This window comes from Pseudomonas sp. ATCC 13867 (assembly GCF_000349845.1).
GTDB lineage: Bacteria > Pseudomonadota > Gammaproteobacteria > Pseudomonadales > Pseudomonadaceae > Pseudomonas.
The window spans coordinates 68584-83707 of sequence record NC_020829.1 but is presented as its reverse complement, the minus strand read 5'-3'; the positions used below and the strand labels follow the sequence as shown (position 1 = coordinate 83707).

Genomic DNA, 15124 nt, shown 5'->3' with positions numbered 1-15124 from the left:
AGCAGACGTTATCCGAAGCATGCTCCGCCATGCACTTCACCCCGTATCCAGCAGCCTACAGACTCGTATCGCACAGCATCCCATAACAGCGCCAACAGGATAAGCCCAACGCCATGAAGCGCCAGCGCCCGAACATCCTCTTCATCATGGCCGACCAGATGGCCGCGCCGCTCCTGCCCTTCTACGACGAACAGTCGCCGATCAAGCTGCCCAATCTTTCACGCCTCGCTGGCGAAGGCGTGGTCTTCGACTCGGCCTACTGCAACAGCCCGCTCTGTGCGCCCTCGCGCTTCACCCTGGTAAGCGGCCAGCTGCCGACGAAGATCGGCGCCTGGGACAACGCCGCCGACTTTGCTGCCGACGTCCCCACCTACGCGCACTATCTGCGCCGCCTCGGCTACCGCACCGCGCTGTCGGGCAAGATGCACTTCTGCGGTCCGGACCAGTTGCACGGCTACGAGGAGCGCCTGACCAGCGACATCTACCCCGCCGACTACGGCTGGGCGGTGAACTGGGACGAGCCGGACGTGCGCCCGAGCTGGTACCACAACATGTCCTCGGTGCTGCAGGCCGGTCCCTGCGTGCGCACCAACCAGCTCGACTTCGACGAGGAGGTGGTGTTCAAGGCGCGCCAGTACCTCTACGACCACGTGCGCGAACACCCCGAGCAGCCGTTCTGCCTCACCGTGTCCATGACCCACCCGCACGACCCCTACACCATTCCGCGCGAGTACTGGGACCTGTACCGCGACGAGGACATCCCGCTGCCCGCGGTACAGATCGCCCAGGACGAGCAGGACCCGCACTCCCGGCGCCTGCTCAAGGTGATCGACCTGTGGGGCCGGGAGATGCCCGAGGAGAAGGTGCGCGCCGCCCGCCGCGCCTACTTCGGCGCCTGCAGCTATGTCGACGCGCAGATCGGCGCGCTGCTGCGCACCCTGGAGGATTGCGGCCTGGCCGATGACACCCTGATCGTGTTCTCCGGCGACCACGGCGACATGCTGGGCGAGCGCGGCCTCTGGTACAAGATGCACTGGTTCGAGATGGCCGCCCGCGTGCCGCTGCTGGTGCACGCGCCCAAGCGTTTCGCCGCGCATCGGGTCAGCCAGTCGGTGTCCACCGTCGACCTGCTGCCGACCCTCGTCGAGCTGGCCGGCGGGCAGGTCGAGCCCGGCGTCGATCTCGATGGCCGCTCGCTGCTGCCGCACCTGCAAGGCGTCGGCGGCCACGACGAAGTGATCGGCGAATACACCGCCGAAGGCACCGTCAGCCCGCTGATGATGATCCGTCGCGGCGACTTCAAGTTCATCTACTCCGAGCAGGACCCGTGCCTGCTGTTCGACGTCGCCAACGATCCGCGCGAGCTGCGGAACCTCATGGCGTCGCCGGCCCACGCCAACCTGGTACGCGACCTGCTGGGTGAAGCCCGCGCGCGCTGGGATGTGCCAGCCATCACCCGGCAAGTACTGGCCAGCCAGCGCCGCCGCCGACTGGTGGCCGACGCGCTGGCCCACGGCACGCTGAAAAGCTGGGATCACCAGCCCCTGGTCGACGCCAGCCAGCAGTACATGCGCAACCACATCGACCTCGACGATCTGGAGCGCCGCGCCCGCTATCCGCAACCGTAACGACAACCACAAACACGCCGAAGGGGATGGGAGCATGAAGAAGCTAATCACCGTACGACGCTTCACCACACGAGAAGCAGCCGCGTTATGGCTGGCCGGCGCGCTCGCGCTGGGCGGCCCGCAGGCATGGGCCGAGGATGAAGCCTGCAGTACGGTGAAGCTGGCCGATCCGGGCTGGACCGACATCGCCGTGACCAACGGCGTGGCCGCCTTCCTGCTCGAAGGCCTGGGCTACACCGTGAAGATCGACACCCTCTCGGTGCCCATCACCTACGGCGGCCTGCGCGATGGCCAGGTGGACGCCTTCCTCGGCAACTGGATGCCGGCGCAGCAGGGCTTTTACGACCAGTTCATCGCCAGCAAACAGGTCACCCAGCTGGCGAAGAACCTCCAGGGCACCGAGTTCACCCTGGCCGTGCCGACCTACGTGTGGAACGCCGGGGTGAAGACCTTCGCCGACCTCGACCAGCACGCCGAGCAGTTCAACAGGAAGGTCTACGGCATCGGCTCCGGCGCGCCGGCCAACCAGTCGATCCAGAAGATGATCGACGGCGACGAGTTCGGCCTGGGCGACTGGAAGCTGGTGGAGTCCAGCGAACAGGCGATGCTTGCGGAGGTCGGCCGCGCGGTGAAGCGCGAGCGCTGGGTGGTGTTCCTCGGCTGGACGCCGCACCCGATGAACGTGAAGGTCGACATGAAGTACCTCACCGGCGGCGAGAAGTACTTCGGCAGCACCGGCAGCGTGTTCACCGTGACCCGCAATGGCTACACCGAGCAGTGCCCGAACAGCGGCAAGCTGCTGGCCAACCTGTCCTTCGACCTGCAGATGGAGAACGCCATCATGGCCGAGGTGCTGGAGAACAACGTGAAGAACCCCGACGCGGTGAAGGCCTGGATCAAGGCCAACCCGCAGAGCCTCGACACCTGGCTGCAAGGCGTGAAGACCCGCGACGGCGGCGACGCGCTGGCCGCCGTGAAGGCCAGGCTGTAGGCCGTCGATGGAGCGCCTGATCCGCCTGCTGCCGTTCCTCGCCTGGCTACCCCAGGTCACCGGCCGCGATCTTCGCCGCGACCTGGGCGTCGGCCTCTCCGGCGCCGTGCTCGCGCTGCCGCAGTCCATGGCCTACGCACTGATCGCCGGGTTGCCGGCGGAATACGGGCTCTACGCGGCGATGCTGCCGGTGCTGATCGCCTGTCTATGGGGTTCGTCGAAGCACATGGTCGGCGGGCCGACGGCGGCGATCTCGGTGGTGCTGTTCACCGCCATCGCCCCGCTGGCGCCGCCGGGCAGCGCGCCGTTCATCCACTACGCGCTGCTGCTGACCTTCCTCGCCGGGCTGTTCCAGTGGCTGCTGGGCATGCTGCGCTTCGGCGTGCTGGTGAACTTCGTCTCGCACTCGGTGCTGCTCGGCTTCACCTGTGGCGCCGCGCTGGTGATCGTGATCGGCCAGTTGCCCTACCTGCTCGGCATCAGTGCAGCGGGGCAGGGGACGGCGCTGACCAGCGCCGCCGCGCTTTGGTGGAAGCTGCCGCAATTCCACTGGCCATCGCTGCTGGTGGGACTGTTCAGCCTGGTGCTGAGCCTGATCGTCAAACGCCTGTGGCGGCGCGGGCCGGCATTGCTGGTCGGCCTGTTCGGCGCCGGCGCGCTGGTCTGGGCGATGCCGACGACCTTTGCCGAGGTGGCCAGGGTGGCTGCCTTCCGCAGCGCGCTGCCACCGTTCAGCGCATTGTCGTTCGACCTCTCCGCCATCGCCCAGTTGCTCCCCGCCGCCGTGGCCTGCGGCATGCTCGGGCTGGTCACCAGCCTGTCGATTGCCCGCGCCCTGGCGGCGCGCTCGCACCAGGCGCTGGACGCCAACCAGGAAGTGCGCGCCCAGGGGCTGTCCAACCTGATCGGGCCGTGGCTGTCCGGCACCCTGTCCGCCGGCTCCTTCACCCGCTCCGGACTGAATCAGGATGCCGGGGCGCGCACGCCGCTGGCCGGAGTCTTCTCGGCGCTGTGGGTCGCGCTGCTGGCAGTGGCCGGCGCCGGCCTGATCACCCATATCCCGCTGCCGGCGATGGCCGCCGGCATCCTGCTGATCTGCTGGAACCTGGTGGATCGCCCGGCCCTGCGCGCACTGTGGAAAGGCAGCCGCGCGGAATCCCTGGTGATGCTGCTGACCCTCGCCGCCACCCTGCTGCTGCCGCTGCAGAACGCCATCTACGCCGGCGTGCTGGCCTCGCTGTTCTTCTACCTCAAGCGCACCTCGCAGCCGCGCGTGCAGCAGTGGGAGAAGGAGGACGAGGCAGTGTTGCGCATCGAAGGCTCGATCTTCTTCGGCGCCTGCGACTACCTGCAGAAACTGATGCAGCACAGCCGTGGCGAACGCCTGGTGCTGGACGCCCACCACGTGAACTTCATCGACTTCGCCGGTGCGCAGATGCTCCAGCAGGAAGCCCGCCGCCTGGCCAGCGAAGGCCGCAGCCTGGTGCTGCGCAACGCCCGGCCACGGGTGCGCGCGGAGCTGGAAAAGCAGATGGGGAAGGGTGGGACGTTGCTGGTCGAGGAGTGAGGCACGATTGAGGGGTATTGCTGCGTTGCTCACCCTCCTGCGCAAAGCCTGACGGATCTTCGTAGGAGCGAGCTTGCTCGCGAACCAACGCCCAACCGCGACGTCACCCGGAGTATCTGTTCGCAAGCAAGCTCGCTCCTACAAGAGCCTGCGCGAAATCAGCCCTTGAGCTGCCGCCGCAACTCCTCCAGCACCGGCGCCGAATCCGGGCGTACGCCGCGCCACAGCAGGAAGGCTTCCGCCGCCTGCTCGACCAGCATGCCCAACCCGTCGATGCAGCGCGCCGCACCCTGTTCGGCGGCCCAGCGGTTGAAGGCCGTCACGTCCTTGCCGTACATCATGTCGTAGCAGACGGTATGCCCCGGCTTGATCAGCGAAGGATCGATGGGCGGCAGCTCGCCAGCCAGGGAGGCCGAGGTGCCGTTGACGATCAGGTCGAAGGGCTCGGCGCGCAGGTCGAAACCGCCACCGCTCACCGGGCCCAGGTCCTTGAAGGCTTCCGCCAGCTGTTCGGCCTTGGCCGCCGTGCGGTTGGCGATGACGATGCAGGCCGGCTGCTGGCCGAGGAAGGGTTCGAGGATGCCGCGCACCGCGCCACCGGCGCCCAGCACCAGGATGCGCGCACCACGCAGGACGACACCGTGGTTCACCGTGAGGTCGCGGGTCAGCCCGGCGCCGTCGGTGTTGTCGCCCAGCAGGCCGCCGCCTTCGAGCTTCTTCAGGGTATTCACCGCACCGGCCCGGCGGGCGCGCTCGCTCAGTTCGGTGGCCAGGCGGTAGGCGTCTTCCTTGAACGGCACGGTGACGTTGCCACCCAGCCCCTCTGAGAAGAACTCGCGGGCATTCCCGGCGAAGTCCTCCAGCGGCGCCAACCGCGCGTCATAGCTCAGCGCCTGGCCGGTCTGCTCGGCGAACAGACGGTGGATCTGCGGCGACTTGCTGTGGCCAATGGGGTTGCCGAAGACGCAGTAGCGGTCCATTCAGAATCCTGAAGCGTGAAGAACAAGAAGGCGCAGAGATTGCGACTTTTCGGTTTGGGTGCCAAGCCATGTTCGCGAGCAAGCTCGCTCCTACAAAAGCTGCATCGGCGCCGCCTGTAGGAGCGAGCTTGCTCGCGAACCGCCTCGGGAACGAACGTCAGGCCTGGGCCAGCCAGTCCCGATCGGTGAGGAAATACTCGGTCAGACGCGCCTCTTCGCTGCCCGGCTCGGGTTTCCAGTCGTAGCCCCAGCGCACCTGCGGCGGCAGCGACATGAGGATCGACTCGGTGCGCCCGCCCGACTGCAGGCCGAACAGGGTGCCGCGGTCGTAGACCAGGTTGAACTCGACGTAGCGGCCGCGACGGAAGGCCTGGAACTCGCGCTGCTGCTCGGTGTAGAGGGTGTCCTTGCGCTTGCGCACGATGGGCAGGTAGGCGTCGATGTAGGCATCGCCGATGGCACGCAGGAAGGCGAAGCTGGTGTCGAAGTCCCACTGGTTCAGGTCGTCGAAGAACAGGCCGCCGACACCGCGCGGCTCGTTGCGGTGCTTGATGTGGAAGTAGCGGTCGCACCACTCCTTGTAGCGCGGGTAGACGTCCTCGCCGAAGGGCGCGCAGGCGTCGCGTGCTACCTGGTGCCAGAGCACACAGTCTTCCTCATGGGCGTAGTAGGGCGTCAGGTCGAAGCCGCCGCCGAACCACCAGACCGCATCCTCGCCTTCCTTCTCGGCGATGAAGAAGCGCACGTTGGCATGTGAGGTCGGCACGTGGGGGTTGGTCGGGTGGATCACCAGCGACACGCCCAGCGCCTGGAAGCCGCGCCCGGCCAGTTCCGGGCGGTGCGCGCTGGCGCTCGGCGGCAGGCCGGCGCCGAACACGTGGGAGAAGTTCACGCCGCCCTTCTCGATCAGCGCGCCGTCACCGATCACCCGCGTCCGACCACCGCCGCCCGCTGGCCGCTGCCAGGCGTCCTCGACGAAACGGGCACTGCCGTCCTCGGCTTCGAGTGCGGCGCAGATGCGGTCTTGCAGGTCGAGCAGGTAGGCCTTCACGGCCTCGATGCGGTCGGTCACGAGAATCACCTTGGAGCGGGAAAGCCACGCGTGGCGCGGGCCGGAGCGGGGTTCAGGTACGAAAACGGGGGCAAGCATACCATCGCCGCCGGCAAAGCTGGTCTTGACGCCCGTCATGCGCGCGGCTTGGATGAAAGTCTTTTCCCCGGCGAGGCAGAGCCTCGCGCCATCAGGAGAGCGACATGGCCAAGCGTGTTCAATTCGCCAAGACCGGCGGCCCGGAAGTCCTCGAGATCGTCGACTACACCCCGGCCGAACCCGGCCCGAACGAGGTGCGGGTGCGCAACCGCGCCATCGGCCTGAACTTCATCGACACCTATTACCGCAGCGGCCTGTACCCCGCGCCGAGCCTGCCTTCCGGGGTCGGCACCGAAGGCGCCGGCGAGGTAGAAGCAGTGGGCAGCGCGGTGACCAACGTGCAGGTTGGCGACCGCGTCGGCTACGCCACCGGCCCGCTGGGCGCCTACAGCGAGCAGCACACGCTGCCGGCGGCCAGCGTGGTGAAGCTGCCGGACGCGATCACCTTCGAGCAGGCCGCCGCCGTCATGCTCAAGGGCCTCACCGTGCAGTACCTGCTGCGCCAGACCTATAACGTGCAGCCGGGCCAGACCATCCTCTGGCACGCGGCGGCCGGCGGCGTCGGGCTGATCGCCTGCCAGTGGGCGAAGGCCATCGGCGCGCACCTGATCGGCACCGTGAGCTCCGCCGCCAAGGCGGAGCTGGCGAAGTCCCACGGCGCCTGGGCAACTATCGACTACAGCCACGAGAACGTGGTCGAGCGCGTGCTCGCACTCACCGACGGCAGGAAGTGCCCGGTGGTCTACGACTCGGTGGGCAAGGACACCTGGCTGACCTCGCTGGACTGCACCGCCCAGCGCGGCCTGGTGGTGAGCTTCGGCAACGCCTCCGGCCCGGTGGACGGGGTGAACCTGGGCATCCTCTCGCAGAAGGGCTCGCTCTATGTCACCCGGCCGACGCTGTTCGGCTACGCCAGCACGCCGGAACGCCTGCAGGCGATGGCCGACGATCTGTTCGGCATGATCACCAGCGGCAAGGTGAAGGTGGAGATCAACCAGCGCTTTGCCCTGGCCGATGCGGCCAAGGCGCAGACCGAGCTGGCCGCGCGGCGCACTACCGGGTCCACCATCCTGCTGCCCTGATCCGGAAAGCGTTCGCGAGCAAGCTCGCTCCTACAGGGTGCACCGGTACCGCTCTTCGTAGGAGCGAGCTTGCTCGCGAACCGCATTGCACCGCGTTATGGGACTTACGAAGGACGCACGGTCTCGCCGGTACGCAGATCGCGAATCAGGCTCGGATTGCGCCGCCCCCCCAGGGCGCCGCCGAGCACACCGTCCAGTTCATCGTGGAAGTACTGCTCCACGCGCAGGCGGCTGCGGGCGGCCGGGCGGCCGGCCGGGTTGGCGGACGTGGAGATCAGCGGGCCGGTGTACTGGCACAGCTCGCGCACCAGCGGATGGTCGGTGACGCGCAGGGCAACGGTCTCGAACTGGCCTGTCACCCACTCGGGGAGACGGTCCTGGTGCGGCACCAGCCAGGTGTTCGGGCCGGGCCAACTGGCGGAGAGCTTCTCCTGCCAGGTTTCCGGAAGGTCTTCCAGCAGGAAGTCGAACTGCTGGATGTCGGCAGCCACCAGGATCAGGCCCTTCTCCACCGGACGGGCCTTGATCGCCAGCAGGCGGTACACCGCATCGGCGTTCCACGGGTCGCAGCCCAGGCCCCAGACGGCTTCGGTCGGATAAGCGATCACACCGCCATCGCGGACGACCTGGGCCACGCGCTGGGTACGCCAGTTGCTGTACATCGGGAATTCCTCGGATCTGCGAATGCGCGGCAGTTTACGTGCTCAGGGGGCACGATGCACCCAGACGCCGGCCTCGCAGGCCACCCGTCCATCCAGCTCCAGTTCGGTCAACGCCGCCAGCACCTCGGGCAGCTCCAGGCCGCTGCCCAGCGCCAGTTGCTCGCTGCTCTGCGGCGCGGCCCGCAGCAGGTCGACCAGCGGATGCGGCGGCCCTTCCGCCACGGTCCGCAGCGGCGCCCCGCCCTGGGTCCAGCCGCGCAGGCCTTCGAGGATGTGCTCGACACATTCCACCAGCGTCGCGCCCTGGCGGATCAGTTCATGGCAGCCGCGCGCGCCGGGATGATGGATCGAACCGGGAATCGCATAGACCTCGCGGCCCTGCTCGACGGCCAGCCGCGCGGTGATCAGCGAACCGCTGGAGGGGCTGGCCTCCACCACCAGCACGCCCAGCGACAGACCGCTGATGATGCGATTGCGGCGAGGGAAGTTCGCCGCCTGGGGCGGGCACTGCAAGGGCAGTTCCGACACCAGCGCGCCGCCCTGTTCGACGATGCGCCGCGCCAGCCCGACGTGCCGGCGCGGGTAAAGATGCTCGATGCCGGTGCCGAGTACCGCCACGGTGCCGCCCGCCGCCTCCAGTGCGCCTTCGTGGGCGGCGCCGTCGATGCCCAGCGCCAGGCCGCTGGTAATCACGAAGCCACCGCCCGCCAGGCTGCGGGCGAAGGCCCGCGCCGTGTCGAGCCCCGGCTTGCTGGCACGGCGGCTGCCCACCACGGCCAGTTGCGGACGCTCCAGCAACGCCACCGCGCCGGCCACGAACAACAGCGGCGGCGCATCCGCCAGCTCGGCCAGCAGGGCGGGGTAGGCGGGGTCGTCCCAGGCCAGCAGGTGATGGCTGGAGTCCTCCAGCCAGCGCAGCGCGGCGGCGGCCTGCTCGCGGATGCCGGCTTCCCTGCGCTGCTCGGCCGACGCCTGCGACAGGCCCAGCGAGCGCCAGGCAGCGGCGGGCGCGCTCAGGGCGGCGGAGGCGGAACCGAACGCCGACATCAAGCGCCGGAAGCGTCGGGGGCCCAGTTCGGGCAGCGCGTGCAGGCGCAGGCGCGCCTCGGACTCGGCGGGAGAGACATCGACGGGCATGGCGGCAGTCCTTTGCGGCGAACGGGAAGGGTTCGCCTGACTGTGCCGTTCGCGGCGCGCCGCCGCAGTCGGACCGTTCCGAAACACGCCCATAAAAAACCCCGCCGAAGCGGGGTTTTCAGGCGCCGGGGCGAACTCAGGGGTTCTGCACCCGGTCGTTCACTTCCAGCGAACGGCTGGCGGTCAGCACCAGGCCGTAGCTCAGGCGGTTGTAGGTGCGGAAGACCATCACCAGGCCCGAGCGCTCGTCTGGGATCTTCACCATTTCATCGGTCACGCGGTCACGCACGGTTTCGCCCAGCTTGTAGATCGCCAGCACGTTGCCTTCGGCCAGGCCGTCGCGGGAGCCCTTGTCGATGGTCACCACGTCGAACTTGCCGATCTGCGTCACGCCGCGCGGCACGTCGATGATGGTGCCCTTGACCGGCGTGCTCGGCTCGCTGGGCATGAAGGTCGAGGTGATGGCGCGTTCCTCTGTGGGGAACAGGCGGTCGCCCGGACGGACTTCCTGGGTGGTGCGGGTCAGGGCGAGGGTGGCGATGTCGTCTTCCTTCGCAGTGACGTTGGCGCCACCGACGTCCATCGCGTCGATGCCGAGCACTTCGTTGGTGTCCGGATCGGTGTAGACCTTGGCCTGGCGGAAGATGCCGTAGCTGTTCTCTTCGGTCAGCGACTCGCCGCGGGCATAGGCGCGGTCGCCGGCGCCGCTGATCACACTCTCCTGGTCACCCGCCACCACGTAGGGGGCCTTGGTGAAGTCGTCGGCGCTGTCGACGATGCGGTTGGAGAGCAGGAAGGCGTTGATCTTGTCCAGCGGAATGGTCGGAATCGCTTCGGCGATCGGGGTGCTGCGTACCCGCGGCGACAGCTTGATGGTGCCGCGCGACTCGCCGCGGTTGAGCACCAGGCGTGGCTGGCCGTCGATGTACGTAAGACTCAGGACGTCACCCGGATAGATCAGGTGCGGGTTCTGAATCTGCGGATTCACGTGCCAGATTTCCGGCCACTTCCACGGCTTGCTGAGGAACTTGCCGGAGATGTCCCAGAGGGTGTCGCCCTTCACTACGGTGTAGCGATCCGGATGGCCTTCCTTGAGCTGCACGGCAGCCTGAGCCACCCCGCCTGCGGCCAGCAGCAGCAGGGCGAGTAGTGTTTTCCTCATGCGGTGAATCCCTTTATTATGTGTACACATGAAACGCCTGGAAGCCGCCCCTACCGCGCTTTCCAGCCGTTTTTCGATGCTGCTCAGCATATTAGCAGTCGATTTTGACTTTATTCCACAAGTGCATCACAAACGCATATGGCCATTCTGAACATTCTCGAATTTCCCGATCCGCGCCTGCGCACGATCGCCAAGCCGGTCTCGGAGGTCGATGACAGCGTTCGCCAGCTGATCGACGACATGTTCGAGACCATGTACGAGGCCCCCGGCATCGGTCTGGCTGCCACCCAGGTGAACGTGCACAAGCAGATCATCGTGATGGACCTGTCCGAGGACAAATCCGAGCCGCGCGTATTCATCAACCCCGAGCTGGAAGAGCTGACCGAAGAGAAAGGCCCTTACCAGGAAGGCTGTCTGTCGGTGCCCGGCTTCTACGAAAATGTAGATCGCCCCCTGCGCGTGCGCATCAAGGCGCTGGGCCGCGACGGCAAGCCGTTCGAGGAAATCGCCGAGGACCTGCTCGCGGTGTGCATCCAGCACGAGTGCGACCACCTGAACGGCAAGCTGTTCGTCGACTACCTGTCCAACCTCAAGCGCGACCGCATCCGCAAGAAGCTGGAAAAGCAGCACCGGCAACAGGCGTAACCCCCAATCCCCAAAGGCTTGCCCCGGCAAGCCTTTTGTTTTTTGTGAGCCCCATATGAGCCAAGCACTGCGCATCGTCTTCGCCGGTACCCCGGAATTTGCCGCCGAGCACCTCAAGGCCCTGCTGGACGGCCCCCACGAGCTGGTGGCCGTCTACACCCAGCCGGACCGCCCGGCCGGCCGCGGCCAGAAGCTGATGCCCAGCCCGGTCAAGCAGCTCGCCGTGGAGAACGGCCTGGCCGTGCTGCAGCCGCCGACCCTGCGCGATCCGGCTGCCCAGGCCGAACTGGCCGCGCTCAAGCCGGACCTGATCGTGGTGGTGGCCTATGGCCTGATCCTGCCGCAGGTGGTGCTGGATATCCCGCGCCTGGGCTGCATCAACAGTCACGCCTCGCTGCTGCCGCGCTGGCGCGGCGCGGCGCCGATCCAGCGCGCGGTGGAAGCCGGCGACGCCGAGAGCGGCGTCACCGTGATGCAGATGGAAGCGGGCCTGGACACCGGGCCGATGCTGCTCAAGGTCAGCACCCCGATCACCGCCGACGACACCGGCGGCAGCCTGCACGACCGCCTGGCCGAGCTGGGGCCCAAGGCCGTGGTCGAGGCCATCGCCGGTCTTGCCGCCGGCACGCTCAAGGGCGAGGTGCAGGACGATGCCCTGGCCACCTACGCACACAAGCTGAACAAGGAAGAGGCGCGGATCGACTGGTCGCGCCCGGCCGACGAGCTGGAGCGCCGCATCCGCGCCTTCACGCCGTGGCCGGTCTGCCACACCGCCCTCGGCGAGGCCGCGCTGAAAGTGCTCGGCGCCAAGCCGGCGCAGGGCAAGGGCGAGCCCGGCAAAATCCTCGACGCCAGCCGCGACGGCCTGCTGGTCGCCTGCGGAGAAGGCGCGCTGCTGCTGACCCGCCTGCAACTGCCCGGCGGCAAGCCGCTGGCCTTCGCCGACCTGTTCAACAGCCGCCGCGAGCAGTTCGCCGCCGGCCAGGTGCTTGGCCAGCAAGGGCAGGGTCAATGAGCACCAATCCCCGCCTCGCGGCGGCCCGCGCGCTGGCCGCCGTGCTCGCCGGCCGCGCCTCGCTGGGCAGCTCGCTGCCGACCCAACTGGAGAACGTCGAGCCGCGCGACCGTGGCCTGGTGCAGGAGCTGGCCTTCGGCGCCGCCCGCTGGCAGCCACGGCTGTCCACCCTCGCCGCGCACCTGCTGCAGAAGCCGTTCAAAGCCGGCGACCGTGACGTCGAGGCGCTGCTGCTGGTCGGCCTGTACCAGCTGCTCTACACCCGCATTCCGCCGCACGCGGCCATCGGCGAAACCGTCGGCTGCGCGGACAAACTGAAGAAGCCCTGGGCCAAGGGCCTGCTCAACGCCGTGCTGCGCCGCGCCCAGCGCGAAAGCGAAACCCTGCTGGCCGAGGTCGACAAAGACCCGGCCGCGCGCCTGGCGCACCCGCGCTGGCTGCAGAAGGCCCTGAAGAAATCCTGGCCGGAGCAGTTCGAAGCGATCTGCGCCGCCAACAACGCCCACCCGCCGATGACCCTGCGGGTGAACCGCCGCCACGGCAGCCGCGATGCCTACCTGGAAGAGCTGAACCGCGTCGGTTTCGAAGCGACCGCCTGCCAGTTCAGCCGCGACGGCATCCAGCTGTTGCAGCCCTGCGATGTGCGCGAGCTGCCGGGCTTCGCCGAAGGCCGCGTCAGCGTGCAGGACGAGGCCGCGCAACTGGCCGCCGACCTGCTGGAACTGGCACCCAACCAGCGCGTGCTGGACGCCTGCTGCGCGCCCGGCGGCAAGACCTGCCACCTGATGGAAGCCGAGCCTGCGCTGGCCGGCGTGGTCGCCGTGGACCTGGAAGAGAGCCGCCTGGTGCGCGTGCGCGAGAACCTCGCGCGCCTGCAACTCGACGCCCAGTTGTTCGCCGCCGACGCCCGCGACACCGCCAAGTGGTGGGACGGCAAGCCCTTCCAGCGCATCCTGCTGGACGCGCCGTGCTCGGCCACCGGGGTGATCCGCCGCCACCCGGACATCAAGCTGACTCGCACCGCCGAGGACATCGAGGCGCTGGCTCAGCTGCAGGGCGAGCTGCTCGACGCACTGTGGGCGACCCTCGAAGTCGGCGGCGTGATGGTCTACGCGACCTGCTCGGTGATGCCTCGGGAGAACAGCGAGCAGATCGCTGCGTTCCTCGGTCGCACCCCCGGCGCCCGCGAGCTGGACCTGCCCGGCCCCTGGGGCAGCAAGCAGCCCCACGGCCGCCAGCTGTTCCCCCGGGAGGGGGGGCATGACGGCTTCTACTATGCCAAGCTCATGAAGATTTCGGCCAAGTAACAGGCGCCGACTCCCAACGGATCGAAACGGAAAGCACGCCGCTCCATGAAGATCATCATCCTCGGTGCCGGCCAGGTCGGCGGCACTCTGGCCGAGCACCTCGCCAGCGAAGCCAACGACATCACGGTCGTCGACACCGACGGCGAACGCCTGCGCGACCTCAACGACCGCCTGGACATCCGCACCGTCCACGGCAAGGCCTCGTTCCCCACCGTGCTGCGCCAGGCCGGTGCCGACGACGCCGACATGCTGGTGGCGGTGACCAACAGCGACGAGGTGAACATGGTGGCCTGCCAGGTCGCCTACACCCTGTTCAACACCCCGACGCGGATCGCCCGCGTGCGCGAGTCGGCCTATCTGACCCGCGCCGGGCTGTTCGACAACGAGGCGATCCCGGTCGACGTGCTGATCAGCCCCGAGCAGGTGGTGACCAACTACATCAAGCGCCTGGTGGAATACCCCGGCGCCCTGCAGGTGATCGACTTCGCCGAGGGCAAGGCGCAGTTGGTCGGCATCCGCGCCTACTACGGCGGCCCGCTGGTGGGCCAGGAGCTGCGCCAGCTGCGCGAGCACATGCCCAACGCCGAAACCCGCGTGGCGGCGATCTACCGGCGCAACCGGCCGATCATTCCCCAGGGCGACACGGTGATCGAGGCCGACGACGAGGTGTTCTTCATCGCCGCCAAGGCCCACATCCGCGCGGTGATGGGCGAGATGCGCCGCCTGGAGGACAGCTACAAGCGGATCATCATCGCCGGCGGCGGCAACATTGGCGAGCGCCTGGCGGAAGCCATCGAGAGCCGCTACCAGGTGAAGATCATCGAGATGAACCCGGCGCGCTGCCGGCACCTCTCCGAAAGCCTGGACAGCTCCATCGTGCTGCAGGGCAGCGCCTCGGACCGCGACCTGCTGATGGAAGAGAACATCGGCGACACCGACCTGTTCCTCGCCCTGACCAACGACGACGAGGCCAACATCATGTCCTCGCTGCTGGCCAAGCGGCTGGGCGCGCGCAAGGTGATGACGCTGATCAACAACCCCGCCTACGTCGACCTGGTGCAGGGTGGCGACATCGACATCGCCATCAGCCCGCAGCTGGCCACCATCGGTACCCTGCTGACCCACGTGCGCCGAGGCGACATCGAAAGCGTGCACTCGCTGCGCCGGGGTGCCGCCGAGGCCATCGAGGTGGTCGCCCACGGCGATGCCAAGTCGAGCAAGGTGATCGGCCGCAAGATCAACGACGTGCACCTGCCACCGGGCACCACCATCGGCGCGGTGATCCGCGACGACGACGTGCTGATCGCCCACGGCGAAACGGTGATCGAAGCCGGCGACCACGTGATCCTCTTCGTGGTCGACAAGAAACGTATCCGTGATGTCGAGCGGCTGTTCCAGGCCGGTCTGACGTTCTTCTGAGATAGGGAGGGCAGGCGATGCTCGAAGGCCTGGAAAAGATGCTCGCCAAAGGCGTGGACAACCCGCTGCTGCGCTTCGGCCTGGGCAAGGGCTACCTGGATACCGGCGACGCCGTGAAGGCCGCCGGACACCTGCGCCGCTGCGTGGAGCAGGACCCGAAGTATTCCGCCGCCTGGAAGCTGCTGGGCAAGGCCCTGCAGGCCAGCGGCAACCCCGACGGCGCCCGCCAGGCCTGGACCGACGGCATCGCCGCGGCGCAGGCGCATGGGGACAAGCAGGCGGAGAAGGAAATGACGGTGTTCCTGCGCAAGCTGGACAAGACAAAGGGCGCATAGGCGCCCTTTTTCATCCGCCTGCTTCGAAGTGCGAGATTACTTGT

General features: G+C 67.9%; 14 protein-coding genes. 9 read left to right on the top strand and 5 right to left on the bottom strand.

The annotated features are described in order from the left end of the window. Window positions 1–113 precede the first annotated feature (113 nt). From betC to H681_RS00330, 3 genes are read left to right on the top strand one after another with little or no spacing between them, the layout of a single operon-like run. Window positions 114–1628: a choline-sulfatase gene (gene betC, locus H681_RS00340; RefSeq protein WP_015474840.1), complete on the top strand. Its 1515-nt coding sequence runs from the start codon at window positions 114–116 to the stop codon at window positions 1626–1628. Window positions 1629–1662: 34 nt separating this feature from the next. Next, entirely contained in the window at window positions 1663–2619 is a 957-nt protein-coding gene (locus H681_RS00335) for a choline ABC transporter substrate-binding protein (RefSeq protein ID WP_015474839.1), read from the top strand. Between the two features lie 7 nt (window positions 2620–2626). Then, window positions 2627–4186 carry a SulP family inorganic anion transporter gene (locus H681_RS00330; RefSeq protein WP_015474838.1) on the top strand — a complete coding sequence of 520 codons (1560 nt, stop codon included), beginning with the start codon at window positions 2627–2629 and terminating at the stop codon, window positions 4184–4186. 158 nt (window positions 4187–4344) lie between these two features. Here the strand turns inward: H681_RS00330 and aroE are convergent, their stop codons facing one another. Further along, window positions 4345–5166 carry a shikimate dehydrogenase gene (aroE, locus tag H681_RS00325; protein WP_015474837.1) on the bottom strand — a complete coding sequence of 274 codons (822 nt, stop codon included), beginning with the start codon at window positions 5164–5166 and terminating at the stop codon, window positions 4345–4347. Between the two features lie 157 nt (window positions 5167–5323). Beyond that, window positions 5324–6238, bottom strand: coding sequence for an oxygen-dependent coproporphyrinogen oxidase (gene hemF, locus H681_RS00320; RefSeq protein WP_015474836.1), 915 nt, complete (start codon window positions 6236–6238; stop codon window positions 5324–5326). Between the two features lie 182 nt (window positions 6239–6420). On the opposite strand from hemF, the gene H681_RS00315 reads away from it, so the two are divergent. Then, window positions 6421–7398, top strand: a complete 978-nt coding sequence (locus H681_RS00315) for an NADPH:quinone reductase (RefSeq protein WP_015474835.1) — start codon at window positions 6421–6423, stop codon at window positions 7396–7398. Between the two features lie 104 nt (window positions 7399–7502). Here H681_RS00315 and H681_RS00310 read toward each other — a convergent pair whose 3' ends face one another. From H681_RS00310 to H681_RS00300, 3 genes are all read right to left on the bottom strand, one after another. Continuing rightward, window positions 7503–8060, bottom strand: coding sequence for an L-threonylcarbamoyladenylate synthase (locus H681_RS00310; RefSeq protein ID WP_015474834.1), 558 nt, complete (start codon window positions 8058–8060; stop codon window positions 7503–7505). Window positions 8061–8102: 42 nt separating this feature from the next. Beyond that, window positions 8103–9197 (bottom strand): DNA-processing protein DprA, encoded by a 1095-nt coding sequence (gene dprA / locus H681_RS00305; protein WP_015474833.1) that lies wholly within the window; start codon window positions 9195–9197, stop codon window positions 8103–8105. Window positions 9198–9333: 136 nt separating this feature from the next. Continuing rightward, a complete protein-coding gene (locus H681_RS00300; RefSeq protein WP_015474832.1) occupies window positions 9334–10359 on the bottom strand; it encodes a LysM peptidoglycan-binding domain-containing protein in 1026 nt (341 codons plus the stop codon). A 138-nt stretch (window positions 10360–10497) separates the two neighbouring features. On the opposite strand from H681_RS00300, the gene def reads away from it, so the two are divergent. From def to H681_RS00275, 5 genes are read left to right on the top strand one after another with little or no spacing between them, the layout of a single operon-like run. Beyond that, window positions 10498–11004: a peptide deformylase gene (gene def / locus H681_RS00295; protein WP_015474831.1), complete on the top strand. Its 507-nt coding sequence runs from the start codon at window positions 10498–10500 to the stop codon at window positions 11002–11004. Window positions 11005–11059: 55 nt separating this feature from the next. Then, window positions 11060–12019, top strand: coding sequence for a methionyl-tRNA formyltransferase (gene fmt / locus H681_RS00290; RefSeq protein ID WP_015474830.1), 960 nt, complete (start codon window positions 11060–11062; stop codon window positions 12017–12019). Then, complete coding sequence (gene rsmB / locus H681_RS00285) at window positions 12016–13326, top strand: 16S rRNA (cytosine(967)-C(5))-methyltransferase RsmB (protein ID WP_015474829.1); 1311 nt, start codon at window positions 12016–12018, stop codon at window positions 13324–13326. Before fmt ends, rsmB begins: the two co-directional genes overlap by 4 nt. A 45-nt stretch (window positions 13327–13371) precedes the next feature. Beyond that, window positions 13372–14745, top strand: coding sequence for a Trk system potassium transporter TrkA (gene trkA / locus H681_RS00280; protein ID WP_015474828.1), 1374 nt, complete (start codon window positions 13372–13374; stop codon window positions 14743–14745). Window positions 14746–14762: 17 nt separating this feature from the next. Further along, complete coding sequence (locus H681_RS00275) at window positions 14763–15080, top strand: tetratricopeptide repeat protein (protein ID WP_015474827.1); 318 nt, start codon at window positions 14763–14765, stop codon at window positions 15078–15080. Window positions 15081–15124: the final 44 nt, after the last annotated feature.